The 26,186-nt window shown below is 50.4% G+C and carries 25 protein-coding genes; 15 read left to right on the plus strand and 10 right to left on the minus strand.

Translation table 11 applies throughout. The features are described 5' to 3' along the window. Positions 1–5 precede the first annotated feature (5 nt). From D8682_RS15550 to phoU, 10 genes are all read left to right on the plus strand, one after another. A complete protein-coding gene (locus tag D8682_RS15550; protein ID WP_064541987.1) occupies positions 6–425 on the plus strand; it encodes a F0F1 ATP synthase subunit epsilon in 420 nt (139 codons plus the stop codon). 314 nt (positions 426–739) lie between these two features. Next, a complete protein-coding gene (gene glmU, locus D8682_RS15555) occupies positions 740–2,110 on the plus strand; it encodes a bifunctional UDP-N-acetylglucosamine diphosphorylase/glucosamine-1-phosphate N-acetyltransferase GlmU (RefSeq protein ID WP_121814643.1) in 1,371 nt (456 codons plus the stop codon). Positions 2,111–2,292: 182 nt separating this feature from the next. Beyond that, on the plus strand, positions 2,293–4,122 hold the full coding sequence (glmS, locus tag D8682_RS15560) for a glutamine--fructose-6-phosphate transaminase (isomerizing) (protein WP_064541993.1): 1,830 nt from the start codon (positions 2,293–2,295) through the stop codon (positions 4,120–4,122). 207 nt (positions 4,123–4,329) lie between these two features. Continuing rightward, the gene (locus D8682_RS15565) at positions 4,330–5,217 is read left to right on the plus strand and encodes a GyrI-like domain-containing protein (protein ID WP_232887020.1); all 888 of its coding nucleotides are present in this window, start codon (positions 4,330–4,332) and stop codon (positions 5,215–5,217) included. A 62-nt stretch (positions 5,218–5,279) separates the two neighbouring features. Continuing rightward, on the plus strand, positions 5,280–7,040 hold the full coding sequence (locus D8682_RS15570; protein WP_121814645.1) for an amidohydrolase: 1,761 nt from the start codon (positions 5,280–5,282) through the stop codon (positions 7,038–7,040). Positions 7,041–7,369: 329 nt separating this feature from the next. Continuing rightward, the gene (gene pstS, locus D8682_RS15575; protein ID WP_064542002.1) at positions 7,370–8,410 is read left to right on the plus strand and encodes a phosphate ABC transporter substrate-binding protein PstS; all 1,041 of its coding nucleotides are present in this window, start codon (positions 7,370–7,372) and stop codon (positions 8,408–8,410) included. 79 nt (positions 8,411–8,489) lie between these two features. After that, a complete protein-coding gene (gene pstC, locus D8682_RS15580; RefSeq protein WP_064542005.1) occupies positions 8,490–9,452 on the plus strand; it encodes a phosphate ABC transporter permease PstC in 963 nt (320 codons plus the stop codon). Then, positions 9,449–10,339, plus strand: a complete 891-nt coding sequence (pstA, locus tag D8682_RS15585; protein WP_064542010.1) for a phosphate ABC transporter permease PstA — start codon at positions 9,449–9,451, stop codon at positions 10,337–10,339. The genes pstC and pstA overlap by 4 nt, the downstream gene beginning before the upstream one ends. Before the next feature lie 47 nt (positions 10,340–10,386). Beyond that, on the plus strand, positions 10,387–11,160 hold the full coding sequence (gene pstB, locus D8682_RS15590) for a phosphate ABC transporter ATP-binding protein PstB (RefSeq protein WP_064514930.1): 774 nt from the start codon (positions 10,387–10,389) through the stop codon (positions 11,158–11,160). A 13-nt stretch (positions 11,161–11,173) separates the two neighbouring features. Next, complete coding sequence (phoU, locus tag D8682_RS15595; protein WP_034460681.1) at positions 11,174–11,899, plus strand: phosphate signaling complex protein PhoU; 726 nt, start codon at positions 11,174–11,176, stop codon at positions 11,897–11,899. A 52-nt stretch (positions 11,900–11,951) separates the two neighbouring features. On the opposite strand, the gene yieH is transcribed toward phoU, so the two are convergent. After that, positions 11,952–12,617 (minus strand): 6-phosphogluconate phosphatase, encoded by a 666-nt coding sequence (yieH, locus tag D8682_RS15600; protein WP_121814646.1) that lies wholly within the window; start codon positions 12,615–12,617, stop codon positions 11,952–11,954. A 305-nt stretch (positions 12,618–12,922) separates the two neighbouring features. On the opposite strand from yieH, the gene D8682_RS15605 reads away from it, so the two are divergent. Next, positions 12,923–14,260 (plus strand): NCS2 family permease, encoded by a 1,338-nt coding sequence (locus D8682_RS15605; RefSeq protein WP_064542024.1) that lies wholly within the window; start codon positions 12,923–12,925, stop codon positions 14,258–14,260. Between the two features lie 60 nt (positions 14,261–14,320). Here the strand turns inward: D8682_RS15605 and D8682_RS15610 are convergent, their stop codons facing one another. Together D8682_RS15610 and D8682_RS15615 are read right to left on the minus strand one after the other, a co-directional pair. Next, positions 14,321–14,662 (minus strand): RamA family antibiotic efflux transcriptional regulator, encoded by a 342-nt coding sequence (locus D8682_RS15610; RefSeq protein ID WP_064542027.1) that lies wholly within the window; start codon positions 14,660–14,662, stop codon positions 14,321–14,323. A 21-nt stretch (positions 14,663–14,683) separates the two neighbouring features. After that, positions 14,684–15,799 carry an MBL fold metallo-hydrolase gene (locus D8682_RS15615; RefSeq protein ID WP_121814647.1) on the minus strand — a complete coding sequence of 372 codons (1,116 nt, stop codon included), beginning with the start codon at positions 15,797–15,799 and terminating at the stop codon, positions 14,684–14,686. Positions 15,800–15,985: 186 nt separating this feature from the next. On the opposite strand from D8682_RS15615, the gene D8682_RS15620 reads away from it, so the two are divergent. Then, the gene (locus D8682_RS15620) at positions 15,986–16,558 is read left to right on the plus strand and encodes a TetR/AcrR family transcriptional regulator (RefSeq protein ID WP_121814648.1); all 573 of its coding nucleotides are present in this window, start codon (positions 15,986–15,988) and stop codon (positions 16,556–16,558) included. Here the strand turns inward: D8682_RS15620 and D8682_RS15625 are convergent. From D8682_RS15625 to rpmH, 7 genes are all read right to left on the minus strand, one after another. Continuing rightward, entirely contained in the window at positions 16,555–17,121 is a 567-nt protein-coding gene (locus D8682_RS15625) for an NADPH-dependent FMN reductase (protein WP_121814649.1), read from the minus strand. The two genes, D8682_RS15620 and D8682_RS15625, sit on opposite strands and share 4 nt — an antisense overlap. Before the next feature lie 34 nt (positions 17,122–17,155). Further along, a complete protein-coding gene (locus D8682_RS15630) occupies positions 17,156–17,884 on the minus strand; it encodes a 4'-phosphopantetheinyl transferase superfamily protein (protein ID WP_064542045.1) in 729 nt (242 codons plus the stop codon). 227 nt (positions 17,885–18,111) lie between these two features. Next, a complete protein-coding gene (gene mnmE, locus D8682_RS15635; protein WP_121814650.1) occupies positions 18,112–19,476 on the minus strand; it encodes a tRNA uridine-5-carboxymethylaminomethyl(34) synthesis GTPase MnmE in 1,365 nt (454 codons plus the stop codon). Positions 19,477–19,582: 106 nt separating this feature from the next. Continuing rightward, positions 19,583–21,229, minus strand: coding sequence for a membrane protein insertase YidC (gene yidC, locus D8682_RS15640; RefSeq protein WP_064542050.1), 1,647 nt, complete (start codon positions 21,227–21,229; stop codon positions 19,583–19,585). A gap of 2 nt (positions 21,230–21,231) precedes the next feature. Beyond that, complete coding sequence (yidD, locus tag D8682_RS15645) at positions 21,232–21,489, minus strand: membrane protein insertion efficiency factor YidD (protein ID WP_074388504.1); 258 nt, start codon at positions 21,487–21,489, stop codon at positions 21,232–21,234. Then, positions 21,453–21,812, minus strand: a complete 360-nt coding sequence (gene rnpA, locus D8682_RS15650) for a ribonuclease P protein component (RefSeq protein ID WP_034499799.1) — start codon at positions 21,810–21,812, stop codon at positions 21,453–21,455. The genes yidD and rnpA overlap by 37 nt, the downstream gene beginning before the upstream one ends. A 17-nt stretch (positions 21,813–21,829) precedes the next feature. After that, positions 21,830–21,970 (minus strand): 50S ribosomal protein L34, encoded by a 141-nt coding sequence (gene rpmH / locus D8682_RS15655; RefSeq protein WP_003849659.1) that lies wholly within the window; start codon positions 21,968–21,970, stop codon positions 21,830–21,832. Positions 21,971–22,597: 627 nt separating this feature from the next. Here rpmH and dnaA point away from each other — a divergent pair. Genes dnaA through recF form a run of 3 tightly spaced genes read left to right on the plus strand, consistent with a single transcriptional unit; the run spans position 22,598 to position 26,165 of the window. Beyond that, a complete protein-coding gene (dnaA, locus tag D8682_RS15660) occupies positions 22,598–23,986 on the plus strand; it encodes a chromosomal replication initiator protein DnaA (RefSeq protein ID WP_064542053.1) in 1,389 nt (462 codons plus the stop codon). A gap of 4 nt (positions 23,987–23,990) precedes the next feature. Next, positions 23,991–25,091 carry a DNA polymerase III subunit beta gene (gene dnaN, locus D8682_RS15665; protein WP_064542055.1) on the plus strand — a complete coding sequence of 367 codons (1,101 nt, stop codon included), beginning with the start codon at positions 23,991–23,993 and terminating at the stop codon, positions 25,089–25,091. Then, a complete protein-coding gene (gene recF / locus D8682_RS15670; RefSeq protein ID WP_121814651.1) occupies positions 25,092–26,165 on the plus strand; it encodes a DNA replication/repair protein RecF in 1,074 nt (357 codons plus the stop codon). Positions 26,166–26,186 lie beyond the last annotated feature (21 nt).

Consider the following 26,186-nt stretch of genomic DNA (forward strand, 5'->3'; position numbering starts at 1 on the left):
GTGATATGGCAATGACTTACCACCTGGACGTCGTCAGCGCGGAGAGCCAAATGTTCTCCGGTCTGGTTGAGAAGATCCAGGTAACGGGTTGCGAAGGCGAACTGGGTATTTACCCTGGTCACGCACCGCTGCTCACCGCCATTAAGCCTGGTATGATCCGCATCGTGAAACAGCACGGACAAGAAGAGTATATCTACCTGTCCGGTGGTGTGTTGGAAGTGCAACCTGGCACCGTTACGGTGCTGGCCGATACCGCGATTCGTGGGCAGGACCTCGACGAAGCTCGAGCCCTGGAAGCGAAGCGTAAAGCGGAAGAGCGTATGCACACTTCCCACGGAGATGTGGACTACGCTCAGGCTTCTGCTGAACTGGCTAAAGCGATCGCGAAACTTCGTGTTATCGAGTTGACCAGAAAAGCGATGTAACTACCTGCTTGAAAAGACAAATGCCAGCCAGGTTTCCCTGACTGGCATTTTTTTTTACCTCTTCGACAGCCATTCTTAGCAATAAACCAGGCTTTATTTCAGGTTGAAAATAAGCTTTAAACCAATGGCATAGCTCCTTTCATACGCATCTGTAGTACTTGTTTGCAGCAAAAAAGCCTAAACTTAGCCGTCAAATCTGTCTGCATTCTGCCGCGATGTATAAATTTCCGGCTGTGCAATTTGTGTTGCAAAATATGTAGAATTTTCAACGAGAAATCGTTTTACTTCACTCTCAAATTAAAGTCAGGACGCGTATGTCAAACAATGCGATGAGCGTGGTTATCCTAGCCGCAGGCAAAGGGACCCGCATGTATTCAGATCTCCCGAAGGTATTACATACCCTTGCCGGGAAACCTATGGTTCAGCATGTTATTGATGCGGCGAATAATTTAGGCGCGCAGCGTGTGCATCTGGTTTACGGTCACGGTGGTGACTTGCTGAAAAACACGCTCGGTGATGGCGTACTGAACTGGGTTTTGCAGGCTGAGCAATTAGGCACCGGCCACGCGATGCAGCAAGCGGCACCTTTCTTTGCCGATGATGAAGATATCCTGATGCTCTACGGCGACGTGCCGCTTATTTCTGTTGAATCCTTACAACGCCTGCGTGATGCCAAACCGCAAGGTGGCATTGGTCTGCTCACGGTAAAACTGGACGATCCAACCGGTTATGGCCGCATCGCTCGTGAAAATGGCAAAGTTGTTGGCATTGTTGAACATAAAGATGCCACTGAAGAACAACGCAAAATTGACGAAATCAACACCGGTATTCTGGTGGCCAATGGCGCTGACCTGAAACGTTGGTTGGCGAAGCTCGATAACAACAATGCTCAGGGTGAATTCTATATCACCGATATTATCGCGCTGGCACACCATGAAGGACGCGAAATAACGGCAGTTCATCCCGATCGTTTAAGTGAAGTTGAAGGCGTAAACAACCGTCTGCAACTGTCCCGCCTTGAGCGCGTCTACCAAACTGAGCAGGCCGATAAACTGCTGTTAGCAGGGGTCATGTTGCGTGATCCGTCTCGTTTCGACCTACGCGGTGAACTGACACATGGGCGTGATGTTGAAATTGATACTAATGTCATTATTGAAGGAAAAGTGACGTTAGGTCATCGCGTCAAAATTGGTACCGGTTGCGTGATTAAAAACAGCGTGATTGGCGATGACTGTGAAATCAGCCCGTATTCCGTTGTGGAAGATGCAAATCTTGCGAGCGCGTGCACCATCGGCCCATTTGCTCGTTTGCGTCCTGGAGCCGAACTGGCAGAAGGCGCGCACGTTGGCAACTTCGTGGAAATGAAAAAAGCCCGTTTAGGTAAAGGTTCCAAAGCCGGTCATTTGAGTTATTTAGGCGATGCTGAAATTGGCGATAACGTGAATATCGGTGCCGGCACCATTACCTGTAATTACGACGGTGCGAACAAGTTTAAAACTATCATCGGCGATGACGTATTTGTCGGTTCCGACAGCCAGCTGGTGGCACCGGTGACCGTGGCTCGTGGCGCAACCATTGGCGCGGGCACGACTGTCACGCGTAACGTGGGTGAAGATGAACTGGTAGTGAGTCGCGTGAAGCAGACTCATATCCAGGGCTGGCAGCGTCCGGTGAAGAAAAAATAATTTTATCCCCTCTCCCTCAGGAGAAGGCGTTTTTTTGGTGAGGGGAAAACATATTCCCCCGCCCAATTGCAGTACCAAAACTATAACCCCACTCTCTACAAGGCTCGGGGCTCCGGAAAAAACCGGAAAATACAGGTCAGCGACAACACATGGCGTAATGCCATTATCAGGAAACTAATCTTATGTGTGGAATTGTTGGCGCGGTTGCGCAACGTGATATCGCTGAAATCCTTCTCGAAGGACTACGTCGTCTGGAATACCGTGGTTATGACTCCGCGGGTCTGGCTGTAGTTGACGAAAAAGGTCATATGACCCGTCTGCGCCGCTTGGGTAAAGTGAACAAACTGGCTGAAGCAGCAGCGGAAACTGCGCTGCATGGCGGTACCGGTATAGCTCACACTCGCTGGGCGACTCACGGCGAACCTTCCGAAGTAAACGCTCACCCGCATGTTTCCGAACATATTGTTGTGGTTCACAACGGTATTATTGAAAACTATGAACCACTGCGTGAAACACTGCAGGGTCGCGGTTACACCTTCGTTTCACAGACCGATACCGAAGTTATCGCGCATTTAGTTCACTGGGAACTGGAGCAGGGCGGTACTCTGCGTGAAGCCGTGCTGCGTACTATCCCGCAACTGCGTGGCGCTTACGGTACTGTGATCATGGATACCCGCAATCCGGACGTTCTGCTGGCAGCGCGTTCTGGTAGCCCGATGGTTATCGGCCTCGGCATGGGTGAAAACTTTATCGCATCCGACCAACTGGCTCTGTTGCCGGTCACGCGTCGCTTTATCTTCCTGGAAGAAGGCGACATCGCGGAAGTGACTCGTCGTGCTGTCACCGTGTTTGACACCAAAGGCGAGCAGGTTAAACGTCCGGACATCGAATCTAATCTGCAATATGACGCGGGCGACAAAGGTATTTATCGCCACTACATGCAGAAAGAAATTTACGAACAACCGAACGCGATTAAAAATACCCTGACCGGGCGCATTAGCCACGGTGCGGTTGATCTCTCTGAGCTTGGCCCGAAAGCTAACGAAATGCTGTCTCAGGTTGAGCACATCCAGATTGTGGCGTGCGGCACTTCTTATAACTCGGGCATGGTTTCGCGCTACTGGTTTGAATCACTGGCAGGCGTGCCGTGTGATGTCGAAATCGCTTCTGAATTCCGCTACCGTAAATCGGCGGTGCGCCGTAATAGCCTGATGATCACCCTTTCTCAGTCCGGCGAAACGGCAGATACCCTCGCGGCGCTGCGTTTGTCCAAAGAGCTGGGTTATTTGGGTTCACTGGCTATCTGTAACGTGCCGGGTTCTTCCCTGGTGCGCGAATCCGATCTGGCGCTGATGACTAATGCGGGCACTGAAATCGGTGTCGCATCCACCAAAGCATTTACCACTCAGCTTACCGTTCTGCTGATGCTGGTGGCGAAACTGAGCCGCCTGAAAGGGGCTGATGCGTCTATTGAGCAAGATATTGTTCATGGTTTGCAGGCGCTGCCGAGCCGCATTGAGCAAATGTTGTCTCAGGACAAACGCATTGAAGCGCTGGCTGAAGATTTCTCTGACAAACATCATGCGCTGTTCTTAGGCCGTGGCGACCAGTATCCAATCGCAATGGAAGGCGCGCTGAAGCTCAAAGAGATTTCTTATATCCACGCAGAAGCCTACGCGGCGGGTGAGCTGAAACACGGCCCACTGGCGCTGATTGATGCGGACATGCCGGTTATCGTTGTGGCTCCAAACAACGAACTGCTGGAAAAACTGAAATCGAACATCGAAGAAGTTCGTGCTCGTGGCGGTCATCTGTATGTCTTCGCCGATCAGGATGCAGGATTTACCAGTAGCGACAACATGCACATCATCGAGATGCCACATGTGGAAGAAGTCATCGCACCTATCTTCTACACTGTACCGTTGCAGTTGCTGTCTTATCACGTCGCACTGATTAAAGGCACCGACGTTGACCAGCCACGTAACCTGGCAAAATCGGTCACCGTAGAATAAAGCGCGTTCGCTAAGGCGATTCTGCTTACAGAATCGTCACTAATAAAAAATCCGGTGGTGCTGATAGAAAAGCACACCGGATTTTTTTTATGCCCGGCTCACACGTTGCTGATTAATGCGTACCCTAACAGGCTTTCTGTCCGTAAATTACCGGAATGAACTCGCGCCATTCAGAAGATAGTTAACGCTATGCCTCAGGATTACCGAATGCAGGTATTTAAGGCGATGGATTACATTAGCCAGAATCTCTGCTTTAACCCGACACTGGAAGAAATCGCCAGTGCTGTCGCCGTCTCCAGTTTTCACTTCCATCGTATTTTCAAGGCTCAGGTAGGGGAAACCATTGCTGGTTTTACCCGTCGTTTGCGTATGGAAAGGGCGGCGATGTGGCTTATCGAGTCTCCTCGAAAAGATATTACCGACCTTGCACTACGGGTCGGGTTCTCAAGCTCGCAGAACTTTGCCAAAGCATTCCGCCAGCATTTTTCTGTCTCGCCTGGGGAGTTTTACCGTCAGTATTCCGCGGAGACGAAAAGCAAGACAGGAAACGTCGGAGCCGAAAAAAGCACCTATTCTCTGAGGGATGAGGACATGCAGAGCGGCTGGCAGGAGGCCAACTTCGTCTCTGCCAGCATTGTTTCGCAGCCTGCTCGACGGGTGGCATATATGCGCAGATTTGGAGCTTATGGGAAAGAGACTTGCTGGCTAACGCACCAGGATCTGTTTAACTCATTCCCTGTCAGGACACCTCTGCAACCAGCTGGGATGATATGTATTTACTGGGATGCGCCAGAGGTAACCCTGGAATCGCGATGCCGCACCGATGTCTGTATTGAACTGCACGATGGGGAAAAGCCTGGCCGAGGTGTTGCCGTTCAGACGATAGCCGGTGGGACTTACGCCGTGTGTAAATTCGCTGTCTATGGCGAGCATCTGGATACCGCATGGGATATTGCTTTTGCCTGGATAAAGAACCGGGGATTAACCAGAAGCGATATTCCGTGTTATGAGAAATATTATAACGAAACAGATGTTGCCCTGGATTATTATGTTTTTGATATTTTTATTCCGTTAAAAAGCACACCAGCAGTATAAATATTTACAACAATAACTGTCGTATTTATTTGCAAATGTAATACAACACAATGGAGTTAATAATGAAACGCTCGATGCTTTATCTGGTGTGTGCCCTCGCTATTTCTTCTTATTCTGTCGCTGCCCAGCAGAGTGATAATAAAACGATTATCTATGGCGGGGAAATATATAGTTCTGATCCGAATGTTCTCCATCCTGAAGCCATAGGTATAGAAGGCAAAAATATTATTGCTGTGGGTAAATATCAGGATGTTCTCCAACAGCTAGGGGAAAACGCTCAGCGTGTTGATTTAAAAGGCAAGTACCTCATGCCTGGACTCATCGACAGCCATGCGCATGTGGCTTATGCCGGGTTCCAGACACTCACCCTGGAGTTTCCAGATGGCATGAATGATGCCGCTGCTATTCGTGCATTTGTCGAGAAAAATAACAATAACCCGCAACGCGATATTCGCGGTATACAATTTTACAGTAATGTACCGCTAAGTTATTGGGATAATATACCACTGCTGGATAGCGTGTTTAATTCGCCAGAATATAAAAACATCCCTGTGGTATTAGCGGGAGCAGATGCTCATACCGGTTGGGCTAACCAGGCGATGCTAATTAAATCGGGTATTACCGCCGAAACGCTTGAGAAGGCAGATGCCAATATAAAATCTGGAACGATATTAACGCCAGACGGTAAAATAACCGGCTTCATGACGGAAGGCGCATGGGACCATGTAATGGGTTCTATTCCACCTATGGATGACGCCAAACTTTCCCGCGCTGTTATAGCGGGAGCGGATGTAATGAACAGTTTTGGGTTAACGGCCTGGATGGAGCCACTGAGCAATACTCGCCCGCTGTCACCGATGTTTAATGCAAGCCCTGGGCGCAATGATTTAGGCGTGCTTCCGGCTTATACCGCTCTGGCAAAAGCCGGTAAATTAACCGGCCATATGACCGGACTGGCATTGGTCAATATCAACGCTTCTCCTGCCACCATTGATGATATTGCCGCGATCAGAGAACAATTCTCGCAGACGCCGGATGTCAAACTGATGGGCATTAAAATCTTCCAGGATGGCGTAATCGAATACCCTTCTCAAACGGCGAAACTGAGCCAGCCTTATCTTAATCGACCAGGGTACAGCGGTAACGATACGCTCGACAAGGCGAAGTATTGCCAGCTGATTGCTAAGGCTGATGCCGAAAACATGATTGTGCATTTCCATGCCATCGGTGACCGTGCGGTTCAGGAATCACTGGATGCCGTTGCCTGTACCCGCAAAGCGAACGGTAACAGCAATATTTTGCACAGCATTACCCACCTTGAAGTGGTCAGCCCGGAAAGTCTTCCACGCTTCCAGCAACTTAACGTGGCGGCATCAATGCAACTGTTGTGGGCTGGTATAGATAGTGATGGTGCGACAACTACCATGCTGGAAGGAAAAGTTCCGGCACCGTTATTAACACATCTCTATCCGGCTGGGGACTTATACCGCCATCACGCCTTAATTGCGGGAGCCAGCGACTGGCCGGTCTCCAGCCCTAATCCGTTACTGGCAATTTACACTGCAGTGACGCGTAAAGGGGAACTGGGTGAGCTTCCTCCAGATAGTGAAAAGATCGACCGGGCAGCGATGTTGCAGGCCTATACCATCAATGCGGCGAAAGTGATTGGTCGTGATAAAGAGATTGGCTCCATTGCTGTAGGCAAGAGTGCGGACTTCGTGCTGTTTGATCGCAATCTCGAGAAAGTCAGCATTGAAAGCCTCAGGGATGCAAAAGTTCTGTGGACGATGTTCGAAGGCCAACAGGTGTATCGCGGCAACTAGGTTGGGTTGATTGTCACCGTCGTTACAAGAGCTGCCATTTGGCGGCTCTTTTTTCGCTGTCATGGCAGAAGCTCTGTTCACGGCTTTTATGACAAACTGTCATCTTCAACTACAATTCTATCTGTCACACAAAAATAATCTTCGACAAAGTGATTGTGGTTATTGATATCAATTTATTGATTTTAAATGGTTTTATTTGTTGGTGTTCTGGTTGCAGGATGCTGTCATAAAACTGTCATATTTCGTACATTTAACTGTCACTAAACTGTCCTATTTTCTATCCTGCATTCACTAAACAACGATTTACGTTCACCTCTGCAGGAGACATTATGAAAGTTATGCGTACCACTGTCGCAACTGTTGTCGCCGCGACCTTATCCCTGACTGCTTTTGGCGCAAACGCCGCTGCAAGCCTGACTGGTGCCGGTGCAACCTTCCCTGCGCCGGTGTATGCCAAATGGGCAGATACCTACAATAAATCAACTGGTAACAAAGTAAATTACCAGGGTATCGGCTCCTCCGGTGGCGTTAAACAAATCATTGCTAACACTGTTGATTTCGGTGCGTCTGATGCCCCACTGGCTGACGACAAACTGCAACAAGAAGGGCTGTTCCAGTTCCCGACTGTTATCGGCGGTGTTGTTCTGGCAGTAAACCTGCCGGGCGTGAAATCCGGTGAGCTGGTGCTCGACGGTGCAACACTGGGTGACATCTACCTGGGCAAAATCAAAAAATGGGATGATGCAGCTATCGCTAAACTCAACCCAGGCATGAAACTGCCATCACAAAACATCGCTGTTGTGCGTCGCGCTGACGGTTCCGGTACTTCTTTCGTCTTCACCAGCTACCTGGCGAAAGTGAACGAAGAGTGGAAAACTAAAGTGGGTGCAGGCTCAACGGTAAACTGGCCGACAGGTTTGGGCGGCAAAGGTAATGACGGCATCGCAGCCTTCGTACAGCGTCTGCCTGGTTCAATCGGTTATGTTGAATATGCTTACGCTAAGCAGAACAACCTGGCTTATACCAAACTGGTTTCCGCAGATGGCAAGCCGGTAGCCCCTTCTGAAGAAAACTTTGCTAACGCGGCTAAAGGCGCGGACTGGAGCAAAACCTTCGCTCAGGATCTGACTAACCAGAAAGGTGAGGCTGCGTGGCCAATCACGTCCACGACCTTCATCCTGGTTCACAAAGAGCAGAAGAACCCAGAGCAAGGTGCTGAAGTGCTGAAGTTCTTCGACTGGGCTTATAAAGAGGGTGCAAAACAGGCTAACGAGCTGGATTATGCTTCCCTGCCAGATTCCGTGGTTGAGCAGGTTCGTGCTGCATGGAAGACCAACGTAAAAGACAGCTCCGGTAAAGCGCTGTACTAATTTTTTAAAGCTCGGGTGATAAAACCCAGTGTATAGAGTAACTTACGCCGGGTCAACCCAACACTACAAAGAGTAAGCTATGGCGGTAAGTAAGCCGACGTTCAAGTCCCCTGGCAAACAAGGTGATGTCATTTTCAGCGCGCTGGTAAAACTGGCTGCGCTGATTGTGCTATTTCTTCTTGGCGGCATCATCATCTCCCTAATTATCTCCTCCTGGCCGAGCATTCAGAAGTTTGGTTTCTCGTTCCTGTGGACGAAAGAGTGGGATGCTCCTAACGATATTTACGGTGCACTGGTGCCGATTTACGGCACGTTGGTAACCTCGTTTATCGCGCTGTTAATTGCTGTGCCAGTCAGTTTTGGTATCGCATTGTTCCTGACAGAACTGGCACCGAACTGGTTGCGTCGCCCGTTGGGTATCGCCATCGAACTGCTGGCGGCAATTCCAAGTATTGTGTACGGCATGTGGGGCTTGTTCATCTTTGCTCCGCTGTTTGCGAAGTACTTCCAGGAACCTGTCGGCAACGTGCTTTCTTCTGTGCCGATTGTTGGCGAGCTGTTCTCCGGCCCGGCGTTCGGTATTGGTATTCTTGCCGCAGGCGTCATTCTGGCAATCATGATCATTCCGTACATTGCGGCGGTTATGCGTGATGTATTCGAACAAACTCCTGTGATGATGAAAGAGTCAGCCTATGGTATTGGCTGCACCACATGGGAAGTTATCTGGCGCATCGTTTTACCGTTTACCAAAAACGGCGTGATTGGTGGCGTGATGTTAGGTTTGGGGCGTGCTCTGGGTGAAACCATGGCGGTGACCTTTATCATCGGTAACACCTACCAACTCGACAGCGCCTCGCTGTATATGCCGGGCAACAGTATTACTTCTGCTCTGGCTAATGAATTTGCTGAAGCGGAATCTGGCCTTCACACCGCAGCATTAATGGAACTGGGCCTGATTCTGTTCGTGATCACCTTTATCGTACTGGCTATCTCGAAGTTCATGGTTATGCGTCTGGCGAAGAATGAAGGAGCGCGTTCATGACGACAATGGAAATGCAAAGCCGCGCGGCGTTAGCTGAATCTCGCCGCAAAATGCAGGCTCGTCGTCGGTTCAAAAACCGCGTAGCTCTGACACTTTCAATGGGAACCATGGCGTTCGGCCTGTTCTGGCTGGTATGGATTTTGTTCTCAACCGTTACGCGCGGTATCGACGGTATGTCGATTGCGCTGTTTACCGAAATGACACCACCGCCAAATACCGAAGGCGGGGGCTTAGCAAACGCCCTTGCGGGTAGCGGCTTGTTAATTCTGTGGGCGACTGTTTTCGGTACGCCGCTGGGCATCATGGCCGGGATTTATCTGGCTGAGTACGGTCGCAAATCCGCTCTGGCTGAAGTCATTCGTTTTATCAATGACATCCTGCTTTCTGCACCATCAATTGTTGTCGGCCTGTTTGTTTACACCGTTGTGGTGGCGAAGATGCAGCATTTCTCCGGTTGGGCCGGGGTGATTGCGCTGGCATTGCTGCAAATCCCAATTGTGATTCGCACCACTGAAAACATGATGAAACTGGTGCCAGACAGCCTGCGTGAAGCGGCTTACGCGCTGGGTACGCCAAAGTGGAAAATGATTTCCGCGATAACGCTGAAAGCGTCTGTTTCCGGGATTATTACCGGGGTATTGCTGGCGATTGCACGTATCGCGGGTGAAACGGCCCCTCTGCTGTTCACGTCCCTCTCCAACCAGTTCTGGAGCACGGACATGATGCAGCCGATTGCCAACCTGCCGGTGACGATATTCAAATTTGCCATGAGCCCGTTTGCCGAATGGCAACAGTTAGCCTGGGCTGGCGTTCTGATTATTACCCTTTGCGTACTGCTGCTAAATATTCTGGCGCGTGTGATTTTCGCGAAGAGTAAACACGGTTAAATTTTACGGCGCGGCAAAGGCGGCGTCGGATGGAGATTAAGAAACAGATGAGTATGGTCGATACTACCCCAGACAAAATTCAGGTTCGTGATTTGAACTTCTATTACGGTAAGTTCCATGCCCTGAAAAACATCAATCTGGATATCGCTAAGAACCAGGTTACCGCGTTCATTGGCCCGTCAGGCTGTGGCAAATCCACCCTGCTGCGTACATTTAACAAAATGTACTCGCTCTACCCAGAGCAACGTGCCGAAGGTGAAATTCTGCTGGATGGGGAAAACATCCTCACTCAGAGCCAGGATATCGCCCTGCTGCGTGCCAAAGTGGGCATGGTGTTCCAGAAGCCGACGCCATTCCCAATGTCGATTTATGACAACATCGCCTTCGGTGTGCGTCTGTTTGAAAAGCTGTCACGCAGTGATATGGACGAACGTGTGCAGTGGGCTTTGACCAAAGCCGCATTGTGGAATGAAACCAAAGATAAATTACACCAGAGCGGATACAGTCTCTCCGGTGGCCAGCAGCAGCGTCTGTGCATCGCGCGTGGTATTGCGATTCGCCCGGAAGTGTTGCTGCTTGATGAACCGTGTTCAGCGCTTGACCCAATCTCTACCGGTCGCATTGAAGAGCTTATCACCGAGCTAAAAGAAGATTACACCGTGGTAATCGTGACCCACAACATGCAGCAGGCGGCACGTTGTTCAGACCACACCGCATTTATGTACCTGGGTGAGCTGATTGAATTTAGCGAAACCGACACGCTGTTTACCACGCCTGCCAAGAAGCAGACTGAAGACTATATTACTGGCCGCTACGGTTGATTTGGAGAACAAAATGGATAGCCTCAATCTCAACAAACACATTTCCGGCCAGTTTAACGCCGAGCTGGAATATATCCGCACTCAGGTAATGACCATGGGTGGGCTGGTGGAGCAACAGCTTTCTGATGCTATCACCGCCATGCACAATCAAGATGGCGAGCTGGCAAAGCGCGTTATCGAAGGTGATCAGAAAGTTAACATGATGGAAGTGGCGATTGATGAAGCCTGTGTGCGCATCATCGCTAAACGTCAGCCAACCGCCAGTGACTTGCGCCTGGTGATGGCCATCATCAAAACGATTTCTGAGCTGGAACGTATCGGCGACGTAGCAGATAAAATCTGCCGCACGGCGTTGGAGAAATTCTCGCAGCAACATCAGCCACTGCTGGTGAGCCTGGAATCATTAGGCCGCCACACCGTGCAAATGCTGCATGACGTGCTCGACGCGTTTGCGCGTATGGATCTCGACGAAGCGGTGCGTATCTATCGCGAAGATAAGAAAGTTGACCAGGAATATGAAGGCATCGTGCGTCAGTTGATGACTTATATGATGGAAGACTCACGCACTATTCCAAGTGTGTTGACTGCACTGTTCTGTGCGCGCTCTATCGAACGCATCGGTGACCGTTGCCAGAACATCTGTGAGTTTATTTTCTACTTCGTTAAAGGACAGGACTTCCGTCATGTCGGCGGCGATGAGCTGGATAAGCTGTTGGCTGGTAAAGACCCGAAAGAATAATTTCGACTCGATCTGTTCCCTCTCCTGCGGGAGAGGGTCAGGGTGAGGGCGTTTAAACCGTGATATTCCAACCCCGCGCACGCCACAACTCCGGCAACTGCGCTAAATCGGTAAACGTCGTTACTTTCGGGTGATCAATCGGCTGGTTGTGTGGGTCGGCGCAAAAATAGAAAACTTCCATGCCTGCGGCAATACCGGATTGCGCACCGGCCATAGAGTCATCCACCAGCACACAGTTTTTGATATCCACATTCATTGCCTCGGCGGCGTGGAACATCAGTGCCGGATCCGGTTTCCACGTCTGTATATCGTAGCCGCTAAACAGTTTGTCCGGGAAATGGTGGAGCATGCCGGTTTTGCCCAGTGAATGCTGCATTTTGCTGACCGGGCCGTTGGAAACGATACACATCGGCACGTTGATTTGCGCAATTAGTGCTGCTGCGCCGTCAATCTCTACCAGCTCGCTATCAAACAGACGCGAAACTTCGGCGCGATAAACCGGCTCCAGTTCATCTTTTGGCAAGTTCACTCCATAGCGGGTATTAATCGTGTCGATTATTTCGTAGAGCTTGATTCCCTTGAAAGTTTTGAAAACCTCCTCGAGCGCAAGTTCGATGCCGTATTGCGCAAACATATGCACGTAGGCTTTGGAGCAAATAACCTCACTATCGACCAGTGTGCCATCGCAGTCGAAGAACACCGCATCTATCCGGGACATACCGCTTCCTTATTTCTACCCATCGCCCTTCAATATGCAGGGGTGTTGACTGCTCTCATTCACCCGAATCACTTACTTGAGTAAGTTCATCGGGATTCATTCGATTGCCGCCTACCTGCATCTTGAAGTAGCTCGGGTATAAGATTAAATATCTACTTTACCCAATTTGCAGAATTTTTGCGGCACGCAATCGTTGCCGTATAAGTAAATTCAATGAAAAAAAATTAGCGTGGGTCATTATGTTTGGGAATTTTTGGTATAGGATAACGACGGATTTTCCCTCTCAATGTTCGGAATTAACACTAATGAGCCAACCACAATCTACTCCGGCCGCAAATCCGGGGCTGCTCGAGCGCGTGTTTAAACTGCGCGAACACGGCACCACGGCACGCACTGAAGTGATCGCCGGTCTTACGACCTTCCTGACGATGGTGTATATCGTTTTCGTCAACCCGCAGATCCTTGGCGCCGCTGGTATGGATACCCAGGCCGTTTTTGTCACCACCTGTTTGATTGCCGCATTAGGTAGCATCCTGATGGGTATTTTCGCCAATCTGCCAGTCGCATTGGCTCCGGCAATGGGCCTGAACGCCTTCTTCGCCTTTGTGGTGGTAGGTGCGATGGGGATTTCCTGGCAAGTTGGGATGGGTGCCATTTTCTGGGGTGCAGTAGGCCTGCTGTTGCTGACCATTTTCCGTGTGCGTTACTGGATGATTGCCAATATTCCGGTGAGTTTGCGTGTCGGTATCACCAGCGGTATTGGTCTGTTCATCGGCATGATGGGCCTGAAAAATGCCGGGATCATCGTGGCTAATAAAGACACGCTGGTGGCCATCGGTAACCTGACTTCGCACAGCGTACTGCTTGGCGCGCTGGGCTTCTTTATCATCGCCATTCTTGCCTCGCGCAATATTCACGCTGCCGTGCTGGTGTCAATTGTAGTCACCACGCTGCTGGGCTGGATGATGGGCGACGTGCAATACCACGGTATTGTTTCCGCGCCACCAAGCGTGCTGTCAGTTGTCGGCCAGGTTGATTTAGCCGGTTCGCTGAACATTGGTCTGGCGGGTGTTATCTTCTCCTTTATGTTGGTTAACCTGTTTGACTCATCCGGCACGCTGATTGGCGTGACAGACAAAGCCGGGCTTGCCGACGAAAAAGGGAAATTCCCACGCATGAAGCAGGCGCTGTACGTTGATAGCGTGTCTTCAGTTGCGGGTGCATTTATCGGGACTTCTTCCGTTACCGCGTATATCGAAAGCTCTTCTGGCGTGTCTGTTGGCGGGCGTACTGGCCTGACGGCGGTCATCGTTGGTTTGCTGTTCTTGTTGGTTATCTTCCTTTCCCCGTTAGCAGGCATGGTTCCGGCATATGCTGCAGCTGGTGCGTTGATCTACGTTGGCGTGTTGATGACGTCGAGTTTATCGCGCGTGAAGTGGGACGACCTGACAGAAGCGGTTCCTGCGTTTATTACTGCGGTAATGATGCCTTTCAGCTTCTCAATCACCGAAGGCATCGCGCTGGGCTTCATCTCTTATTGCGTGATGAAACTCGGCACGGGCCGCTGGCGTGAAATCAGCCCATGCGTGATTGTTGTGGCGCTGCTGTTCATTCTGAAAATCGTATTTATCGACGCACATTAATCGTTTTTGCCGGATGGCGCTTGCGCTTTTCCGGCCTACGAAACAGTGAACCATGGCCGGTTATTGTGGCTGGCTGTGGTTCTCTCTGCGATACCTGCCCGGTGGCTGATGAAAGGTGCGCGTAAATATCCGCGTAAACGTCTGCTGCGAATCAAAGCCATACTTCAGACTAATATCGTAAACCTTGTTATCGGTGTCGCGTAAATCACGCGCGGCCAGCAACAATTTGCGCTCACGAATGTATTTCCCCAGACTTTCACCTTTGTAGTGCATAAACAAACGCTGCAAGTGCCACTTCGAATACCCCGCGTGATCGGCAATATCATCAATGCGTAATGGTCGATGCAAATTGTCATCAATCCACTGAACAATCGTATCGATAACCTGAGCTGAAATCGTCATACATCCCCCTGCGTGGTTCGCTTACATTGCGCTGGCAGATTCCCACCAGGCGCTAAATTGTTGTGCGTTATCATTTACCCGCACAGGCTCACCCTGCTTTGGTGTTAACAGGCGATAATTTTTCCCGATACTGGCTTCAGCGAGGCTTTTGTAAGGCGCATCCCACGTATGATTTGCCAGTACAAAACGGCCTGCATGGCCCGGAAGTATGGCGCGAGTTTTGAGGTCTACTGCGGCTTGTGCAGTTTCTTGCGGCATCATATGAATATTGCTCCAGTCCTTGTCATATTGGCCGTTTTCCATAATGGCTAAATCGATCGAACCGAACTGTTCACCGATAGCTTTGAAGTGTGGCCCGTAGCCGGTATCACCGCTGTAATAGACTTTGTTGTCATTGGTCACGAACATAAAACTCGCCCATAACGTCTGGTTGCTCTTCAGACTGCGGCCAGAGAAATGCCGGGCGGGTAACACATGCACCGTCAGGTCGTTCGAGATTTTTACCGTCTGGTTCCAGTCTTTTTCATGAATGATGTCGCTATTTATGCCCCAGTAACGCAGATGCGAACCAACGCCCAATGGCGTAATCACCTGGCGGATTTTTGGCTTCAGTGCTTTGATGGTGGCGTAATCCAGATGATCGTAATGGTCGTGGGAGATAATCAGCAGATCGATTTCAGGCATCGACTCAGCCGTCCACGGGTAATCCCCAGGGAAGGCTTTATTGAGAAATGAAAACGGGGCGGCGTAACTGCTGAAAACGGGATCGATAAGAATGCGTTTGCCGGCCAGCTGGATGTACCAGGAGGAGTGCCCGAGCCAGACCATCGTATCTTGTTCCAGCGGCAGATTAGCCAGTGAAGTTTTCACTAGCGGTAGAGGTTGTTGAGGGCGAGAATTTTCCCGCTTCGCGGTTAAAAATCCCCACCATGCCGCAAGCTTACTTTTCTGCCCGGTATAGCCAAGCGTTGGGATCTGGTTGCGAAATTGTCCATCAACGTAATTTGCAGAGCGTTCGACTAAACTTAGACCTTCTCCTTGCGGAGCCTGGCCAAACCCGGCATTCAGAACAAAAGGCAAACTGGCTGCTGTTGCAATCAACATAATTATTACCGCGCATATGGAGAATCGTTTCATTTCCTGGCCTGCACAAATCGTTCCATCCATTGGCACGAAGCTGTAAACTTGATAATGAGTGAGTAAGCACTCATTATAGATAAGGAGTGACGACCGTCAAGATGCTTTTCAAACGCTGACATTGAACGTTGCAGTGGCGAAGTTGGCGTGATTCAATTTGGTTTTTAAAATATGGGGTAAAACGTTGTGGCTCGTCCGAAGAGTGAAGATAAAAAATTAGCGTTACTGGATGCAGCAACCATCGCCATCGGCCAGTCGGGGATTGCGGCATCAACTGCGCAAATTGCCCGTGGCGCAGGCGTCGCGGAAGGTACTCTATTTCGTTATTTTGCCACTAAGGACGATTTGATAAACGAGCTGTACCTGTATTTGAAACAAAGCTTACTTATTTCCATGCAGGCGAATCTCGACCGCACACTGAAAGACCCGAAAGAATATACCCGCTATATCTGGAACAGCTACATCGACTGGGCGATTGGTCACCCTGAAGCGCATCGGGCGATTCGTCAGCTGTCGGTGAGCGATAAGATTGATGATGACACGAAGCAAAAAGTGGCGGAGTTATTCCCGGAATTACATGAGATCTGTTCGCAATCGATACTGAAGGCTTTTCAGTGCGGCCCGTATCGCGCGTTTAGTGATGCGATTTTTTCTTCGCTGGCAGAAACGACCATGGAATTCGCCAGCCGTGAACCGGAACGTGCTGGCGATTTTAAGGCTTTAGGCTTCGAAACGATGTGGCGCGCTTTAGCTAATTAGTTTTTAACTCGCTGAATATAATTACCAAATGCCGTCAGCTGCCCGGCCAAATGATCGAGCGTGCTTTGATCAACCACTTCGCCAGTTTGCACATCCACTTTGTTTTGAATCACGCCGCCCATAAATTCAGGCTTGTTCATCACCATCGCGTCGAGGAACACCAGAATCTGGCGCAGATGGTACTGGCAGCGTGCGCCACCAATCGCGCCCATGGAACAGGTCTGAATCAGCACTGGTTTGCCAGCCAGTGGCTGTTCCGGTAAACGTGACAGCCAGTCGATGGCGTTCTTCAGGCCACCTGGCACCGAATAGTTATATTCTGGCGTGACAATCACAACGCCATCTGCGGTGCGGATTTGCTCAGCAATCGCTTCAACCGTTGCCGGGAACCCCTCTTCTTGCTGTATATCGGCGTCATACAATGGAATGTCTTTGATCGACGGCAATGCCTCAATGCTCATCCCCGCTGGGGCGATGCCAGGCAAAGTGCGGGCGACCATCGCGTTGAATGAGCCATGGCGCAGGCTACCTAATAACGTGACTATCTTTAACGTGTCGGACATGAATACCTCTTTTTGTCAGGACGTTCAGGAAAGATCAGTTTTGATATAACGCTTTTTCTGACGACATACTGGTTAAGCGAATTATGCTGCCGTTAGGATCGCGATAACGTGATTTGACATCCCACAGACTATGCCAGCTTTGCGGGCTTTCAAACTCCCACAAACTCAATTTTTCTATGGCGGGCGACACTACGCATCCCCAGATTAACAGGCCTTCCACATCGCTGATCGCTTCAATTTCTGATTGATCATTTGTGCGAATCCGACCCGCACCAGGCAGAAGCTGCCAGCTTTCTTCACGACCGGTCAATTTAAAAGCACTTTGATGCAGTGTGCGTAACTGTGCTCTGGCCTCACTTGGGTTTTTTTGAGTGTTTATCCAGATAGACTCATTGCTGCGGAAAATGGAAGCTGAAGCAACAGAAGGAAGATTGCCGAACGACTGATTAATTTCGAAATCGAGTCCGCAACGGCCTTCGGTGGTGACCAACACACCGACTTTGTTTCCGGCATAAGCAATGCTGAAGTCCATCAACGACGAGTCAGCAAAATGCGGGCGCCCGGCGGCAGTGGTGACAATCTTGGGCAGTTGTTGAATGCCATACAGCATATGAAGGAGTTCAGCCAGCAGGCTACGTGAGGCTAAGAATCGTGAACGGCGATGTTCCGGCATTTGTTGAGCGAAGGCGAGGCATTCTTCATTCAGCCGGCTCGAAAAGGGGAATTTGGGATTGATCGTCCATCTTGCGAAATGCGTTGCCATTTTTCTCTCCTTGATAATGGGCAATCTACTTTTCATTCAATTGTAGATTTTTTAGCAACGAAACGCACGGGGATGAGCGTGTAAAAAAACATCAATTGATCAACCCTATGAATACTTAGGTTTTTAAAGTACAGACGAAACGGTAAAAAAATCCCGCAACACTTATCCTGCTAAATCAGGCGCATTGCGGGATGAGTAAAAAGTGAGCACACGCTTACTTTTTTAGTTTATTTACCGATACAGAAGCTGGAGAAAATGCGTCCAAGCAAATCATCAGAGGTAAATTCGCCGGTGATTTCGCTCAGGCTTTGCTGAGAAAGTCGCAGTTCTTCAGCCAGCAATTCCCCGGCCCATGCGCCCAGCAACTGCGCTTTGCCTTGTTGCAGATGGGTTGCTGCCTGTTCCAGCGCCTGCAAGTGGCGACGACGCGCCAGGAAGCCGCCTTCCATATTGGTTTCAAAGCCCATGCTCTGTTTTAGATGATCGCGCAGCACATCTACACCTTCACCGGTACGCGCAGACAAGCGTACAAGTGAGTGACCATTCACATCGCTCAGACCCAGCGTTTCGCCGGTGACATCAGCTTTATTACGCACTACGGTAATCGGTAAACGTGCCGGTAAGCGCGCAATAAAGTCTGGCCAGATTTCAGCAGGGTCAGTGGCAGAGGTCGTGGTTCCGTCAACCATAAACAGCACACGGTCAGCTTGTTCAATCTCATTCCACGCACGTTCGATACCGATACGCTCAACTTCGTCGTTCGCTTCGCGCAGCCCTGCGGTATCGATGATATGCAGTGGCATGCCGTCGATATGAATATGTTCGCGTAATACGTCACGGGTGGTTCCGGCAATATCCGTCACAATCGCTGCTTCGCGGCCAGCCAGAGCATTCAACAGGCTCGATTTTCCGGCATTTGGACGCCCTGCAATCACCACTTTCATGCCTTCACGCAGCAAACTGCCCTGGCGTGCTTCGGCGCGCACCGCATCCAGATCGCCAATCACCTGGTTCAGCTGGGCTTCAATTTTGCCGTCAGACAGAAAGTCGATTTCTTCATCCGGAAAATCAATCGCTGCTTCCACGTAAATACGCAAATGTGTCAGCGCTTCAACTAAATGGTTTACGCGTGCGGAGAAAGCACCTTGCAGAGAATTTAATGCTGAACGCGCGGCTTGTTCGGAACTGGCATCAATCAGGTCAGCGATGGCTTCGGCCTGAGCCAAATCCAGCTTGTCGTTCAGAAATGCACGTTCGGAGAACTCACCAGGCCTTGCGATACGCACGCCTGGGAGCGCCAGGATGCGCTTTAACAGTAAATCCAGGATAACTGGGCCACCGTGCCCCTGAAGTTCCAGCACATCTTCACCCGTGAAGGAATTCGGGCCAGGGAACCACAACGCGATACCTTGATCGAGAACGCTGCCGTCAGTATCACGGAATGGCAGATAATCGGCGTAACGTGGTTTCGGTAATTTGCCCAGAATGGCTTGTGCTACTTCACGTGCCTGAAGGCCTGAGACGCGCAGGATACCGACCCCACCACGTCCCGGCGGTGTCGCCTGGGCAACGATTGTCTCGTTATGGCTCATTACTATCCCTTCGTGATTGATTGGTGGATGGCGCTTCGCTTATCCACCCTACAAAAGAAAAAGGCGGTCTATTGACCGCCTTTCGTAAGCTTCTCGCTAATTTTTATCAGGTCTTTTTCTTATCGCGGCTGTGTAAGCCACGTTTCTCAAGACCGCGATAAATCAGCTGCTGCTGGATGATGGTCACTGTGTTACTGACGATATAGTACAGTACCAGACCTGACGGGAACCACAGGAAGAACACCGTGAAGATGACCGGCATAAAGGTCATGATCTTCTGCTGCATCGGGTCGGTCACTGTGGTCGGCGACATCTTCTGAATGAAGAACATCGTCAAGCCCATCAGGATCGGCAGGATGTAGTACGGGTCTTGTGCAGACAAGTCATGAATCCACAGTGCGAACGGCGCATGGCGCAGTTCCACAGAACCCATCAGCATGTAGTACAACGCCAGGAAGATTGGCATCTGGATAACCAGCGGGAGACAACCACCCAGCGGGTTAACTTTCTCAGCTTTATACAGGGCCATCATTTCCTGGCTCTGGCGCTGCTTATCGTCACCAATACGTTCACGCATGGCTGCCAGTTTCGGCTGCAACATACGCATTTTCGCCATGGAGGTGTACTGCGCTTTAGTCAGCGGGTACATGATGCCACGAACGATGAAGGTGATAACGATAATGGAGAAGCCCCAGTTACCGATAAAGCCGTGCAGGAATTTCAACAGCTTGAACAGCGGCTGAGAAATAAACCACAACCAGCCATAATCCACAGTCAGGTCAAGGTGCGGCGCAACGGCTGCCATTTTGTCCTGAATTTCCGGGCCAACCCACAGGGTACTACCCAGTTGAGCGGTTTGACCAGGTTGAACCAGTTGTGGCGCGGATTTATAACCAATCGCCGCCACATCATTGCTCAGTTTGGTGGTATAGAAGTTGTTAGTACCCTGATTACGCGGAACCCACGCTGTTGCGAAATACTGCTGCAACATCGCCACCCAACCGTTGTTGGCATTAACGTTCAGGTTTTCCCCGTCAGCGATGGTGTCGAATTTATATTTTTCGTATTTCGCATCAGGAGTGGAATATGCAGCGCCACGGAAGGTGTGCAACGCAAAGTTGTTGCTTCCAGTATCGCGGTGTGACGGTAGATTGATGGACTGCTTCAACTGACCAAAAGTAGCCAGTTCCAGCGGTTTCTCACCGGCGTTCTTCACATTGTAATCCACGCTTACCGCGAACTCGCCGCGTTTCAGGGTGAAGGATTTCGTGAAGACGTTGCCCGCTGCATCAGTATAAGTCATTGGAATAACAAGTTCGTTCTGGCCTTCTGGCAGTACGAAGCTGTCGCTTTCAACGTTATACAGTGGGCGATCACCGTTAGCCGGGTTATCTGGGCCATCACGACCCGTCAGGCCACTTTGTGCCTGGTAGACAAACTCTGGCGTGGTTTCCAGTAACTGGAACGGCTCATTAGATTTGAGCTCTTTCGGGTAGGTCAGCAACAGCGCCTGCTCAACATCACCACCACGGGTGTTGATGGAAAGCTCAAGGACGTCAGTTTTAACCGTGATGATTTTTCCCTGGCCACTGGTCGGCACACCCTGGCTTGCGGCGTTACCTGCTGCGGTGGTCGTAGTCTGCGTGGTCTGCTGCACCTGTGGTTTTGGAGCGTTATCCTGCTCCCAGGCTTGCCAGATCATGAAAGACACGAACAACAAAGCGATGAGAAAGAGATTGCGTTGCGAATCCATCGTTAGTGTTCTCTGGTATCAAAAGGTCCAGGTGGGACGGGATCGTCTCCACCGGGGTTCAAAGGGTGGCATTTTAATACGCGTTTCACTGTCAACCAACTGCCTTTTAACACCCCAAACCTGCGCAATGCCTCAATTCCGTAGTGAGAACAGGTAGGAGTGAAACGGCAATGCGGCCCGAGAAGCGGACTTATCAGGCGCTGATAGACCTTAATCAGGCCTATCAGGAGCCGGGAGACAGGCGACAGTGACGGCGCCATAACTTTTCCAATGCTTCCGATAAAGCCCGGTTATCCAGGTCGGCAACCCCTTTCTTAGCCACTACCACGAAATCCATAGGAGGAAGTTCATGCTGACGCAAACGGAAACTCTCACGCGTCAGACGTTTAATCCGATTGCGTTCGTGTGCGCGTTTAACGTTTTTCTTAGCGACTGTTAGACCGATGCGGGGATGCCCCAGCGAATTTAGGCGGCCGAGGATGGTGATTTGCGGCGTGCCAGCCCGTTGAGGCTGCTGGAAGACGAAAGTGAAATGAGTGGGAGTTAACAAGCGTAACTCCCTGGGAAATGCGAGCTTAACCACTCAGGGGTTAGCTTTTATTACTTAGAAACGGTCAGACGGGAACGGCCTTTAGCACGACGACGTGCCAAAACCTGACGACCATTTTTAGTTGCCATACGAGCACGGAAACCGTGTGAACGGTTACGCTTCAGTACGGACGGTTGAAAAGTGCGTTTCATGGCGATTTCTACCTAAACTTGGATAAATTTCACTGGGTTAGCGAAGAGCCCTGCATAAACTGCAAAAGACTTACGCCTCAGTGTGGCTGATTAAAGAGGCCGGATTGTAATAATTGTACACTCCGGAGTCAATTCTCTTTCCTTAATTCCCGTGCCTTAATTCGCTTTTTGACCCTAAAAATGACCAGGATCTGTCCAAAATAAAGCCGTGGTGACACGCGACGGGTGGGGAATTATACGGCGTCCCCATTAAAGAGCAAGGATCGTTAGGGATCTTCCTTAGATCAGTTAAGACGATTTTGTGCGCTAGTCATTAAATTTTCCTATTTAGGAATGATATGCGCTGCGCGTTTGGCAGGATCGTTTACACTTAGACTCCACAAAACAGCCCTGTGGATAAATCGGGAAGAAACTGTGAGAAACAGAAGATCTCTGGCGCGCTTTAGGCTATGATCCGCGGTCCCGATCGTGATCCTTTAGCGTTCACCCTGGGGTAAACCGCAGATAGCGGTTCGCACGCTTCCCGTACCGGGGTTCCGTTGAGGAAGAGTCGGCGTGTGTCAACAATCATGAATATAAACTTTCAGTCTTCGTCATTTTATCGACTTTGTTCGAGTGGAGTCCGCCGTGTCACTTTCGCTTTGGCAGCAGTGTCTTGCCCGATTGCAGGATGAGTTACCAGCCACAGAATTCAGTATGTGGATACGCCCCCTACAGGCGGAACTGAGCGATAACACGCTGGCCCTGTATGCGCCAAACCGTTTTGTTCTCGACTGGGTACGAGATAAGTACCTCAATAATATCAATGGATTACTTAACGATTTTTGCGGTACAGATGCGCCCGTATTACGTTTTGAAGTGGGCAGCAAACCGGTCAGCCAGACGTTAAATCAGCAAGCAGTAGCGACTGCTCCTGCCCATGCGCAAATGGCTCGCCCTGCGGCACCTATGCGTCCGAGTTGGGATAATCTTCCAGCCCCGGCTGAGCAACTGTACCGTTCCAACGTCAACGTAAAACATACTTTCGATAACTTCGTTGAAGGTAAATCGAACCAACTGGCTCGCGCGGCGGCACGCCAGGTGGCAGATAACCCCGGTGGCGCTTATAACCCTTTGTTCCTTTATGGCGGCACAGGCCTGGGTAAAACGCACCTTTTGCATGCTGTTGGCAACGGTATTATTGCGCGCAAACCGAATGCAAAAGTGGTGTACATGCACTCTGAACGTTTCGTTCAGGACATGGTAAAAGCACTACAAAATAACGCTATTGAAGAGTTCAAACGTTACTACCGTTCTGTTGATGCGCTGCTAATAGATGATATTCAATTCTTTGCCAATAAAGAGCGCTCACAGGAAGAATTCTTCCACACCTTTAATGCCCTGCTTGAAGGTAACCAACAGATCATTCTGACCTCGGATCGTTATCCAAAAGAGATCAACGGCGTTGAAGATCGTCTGAAATCGCGCTTCGGTTGGGGGTTAACGGTTGCCATCGAACCACCAGAGCTGGAAACGCGAGTTGCGATCCTGATGAAAAAAGCAGATGAGAATGACATTCGTCTGCCGGGTGAAGTGGCCTTCTTTATTGCCAAGCGTTTACGCTCGAATGTGCGTGAACTGGAAGGGGCATTGAACCGTGTTATCGCCAACGCTAACTTTACTGGCCGGGCGATTACCATCGACTTCGTGCGCGAAGCACTGCGTGATCTTCTTGCGCTGCAAGAGAAGCTCGTCACCATCGACAATATTCAGAAGACGGTGGCTGAGTACTATAAAATAAAGATTGCTGACCTGTTGTCCAAGCGTCGTTCCCGCTCGGTTGCCCGTCCACGTCAAATGGCGATGGCGCTGGCGAAGGAACTGACTAACCATAGCTTGCCAGAAATCGGCGATGCCTTTGGTGGCCGCGACCATACTACGGTTCTCCATGCCTGCCGTAAGATTGAGCAGTTGCGTGAAGAAAGCCACGACATCAAAGAAGATTTCTCTAACCTAATCAGAACATTATCTTCGTGACGCTATGAAATTTACCGTTGAACGTGAAACTTTATTAAAACCGCTGCAACAGGTGAGTGGCCCGTTAGGTGGCCGTCCTACGTTACCGATTCTCGGCAACCTGCTGTTGCAAGTCGCGGAAGGAACGCTCTCATTAACAGGGACTGACCTGGAAATGGAGATGGTGGCGCGTGTCGCTTTAGTTCAAGCGCATGAGCCGGGTGCCACCACAGTGCCTGCGCGTAAATTCTTCGACATCTGTCGTGGTTTGCCAGAAGGCGCGGAAATCGCTGTACAGCTTGAGGGCGACCGCATGCTAGTGCGCTCCGGGCGTAGCCGTTTCTCGCTCTCCACGCTGCCGGCGGCAGATTTCCCGAACCTCGACGACTGGCAGAGCGAAGTAGAATTCACGCTCCCACAAGCGACCATGAAACGCCTGATTGAAGCCACGCAGTTTTCTATGGCTCATCAGGACGTTCGTTATTATCTGAACGGCATGTTGTTTGAAACCGAAGGCGAAGAACTGCGCACCGTGGCGACCGATGGTCACCGCCTGGCGGTGTGTTCTATGCCGGTGGGTCAGTCTCTGCCAAACCATTCGGTGATCGTGCCGCGTAAAGGCGTGATTGAACTGATGCGTATGCTGGACGGCGGTGATTCACCACTGCGCATACAAATTGGCAGCAACAACATCCGTGCTCATGTCGGTGACTTTATCTTCACTTCTAAGCTGGTTGATGGCCGTTTCCCGGATTATCGCCGCGTATTGCCGAAGAATCCGGACAAACACCTGGATGCCAGCTGTGATTTGCTGAAGCAAGCATTTTCGCGTGCGGCGATTCTCTCGAACGAGAAATTCCGTGGCGTTCGTCTGCAAGTGATTCAAAATCAATTGAAAATCACGGCTAACAACCCGGAACAGGAAGAAGCCGAAGAAATTCTCGACGTCACTTACGACGGCACAGATATGGAAATTGGTTTCAACGTCAGTTACGTGCTCGATGTTCTGAACGCTCTGAAGTGCGAGAACGTGCGCATTTTACTGACCGACTCTGTTTCTAGTGTGCAGATCGAAGATGCAGCCTCTCAAGCGGCGGCTTACGTAGTCATGCCAATGAGACTGTAGATGTCGCTGTCGCGTTTGTTGATCAAAGACTTTCGTAATATCGAAAATGCTGATTTGGCTCTGGCTCCAGGTTTTAATTTTCTGGTGGGAGCCAACGGAAGCGGCAAGACCAGCGTGTTAGAGGCGATTTATACCCTCGGTCACGGTCGCGCTTTTCGCAGTCTGAAGATTGAGCGCGTTATCCGCCATGAAACAGAATCCTTTGTACTGCATGGTCGTTTACAAAATGGCGAGCGGGAAATCTCACTTGGCCTGACCAAAGACCGTGCGGGCGACAGCAAAGTGCGTATTGACGGCAGCGACGGCCACAAAGTGGCTGAACTTGCGCTGTTGATGCCGATGCAACTCATCACCCCTGAAGGATTTACACTGCTCAACGGCGGCCCGAAATACCGTAGAGCTTTCCTCGATTGGGGATGTTTCCACAACGAACCAGGATTTTTTGTCGCCTGGAGCAATCTCAAACGCCTGCTTAAGCAACGTAACGCTGCGTTGCGACAAGTAACGCGTTATGCGCAATTGCGGCCATGGGATCAAGAGCTTATCCCACTAGCGGAGCAAATTAGCCGCTGGCGTTCCGACTACAGTGCAGCCATTGCCGATGACATGGCTGATACTTGTGCGCAATTTCTGCCGGAGTTCTCGCTTAGTTTCTCCTTCCAGCGCGGCTGGGAAAAAGAGAGTGACTACGGCGAGCTACTGGAACGCAACTTCGAACGCGATCGAATGCTGACCTACACCGCTCACGGCCCTCACAAAGCTGATTTCAGGATCCGTGCTGACGGTGCTCCGGTCGAAGATACCTTGTCGCGTGGGCAGCTTAAATTACTGATGTGCGCTTTAAGACTGGCGCAGGGTGAGTTTCTCACCCGACAGAACGGGCGGCGTTGCCTGTATCTGATAGATGATTTTGCCTCTGAACTAGATGATGCACGCCGTGGTCTATTAGCCAGCCGGCTAAAGGCGACGGAATCACAGGTTTTTGTTAGCGCAATTAGCGCAGAACATGTGATGGATATGGCGGACAAAAATTCGAAGATGTTCGTCGTGGATCAGGGTAAAATAACGGATTAACCCAAGAATAAATGAGCGAGA

Source organism: Buttiauxella sp. 3AFRM03, assembly GCF_003675305.1.
Classification (GTDB): Bacteria; Pseudomonadota; Gammaproteobacteria; order Enterobacterales; family Enterobacteriaceae; genus Buttiauxella; species Buttiauxella ferragutiae.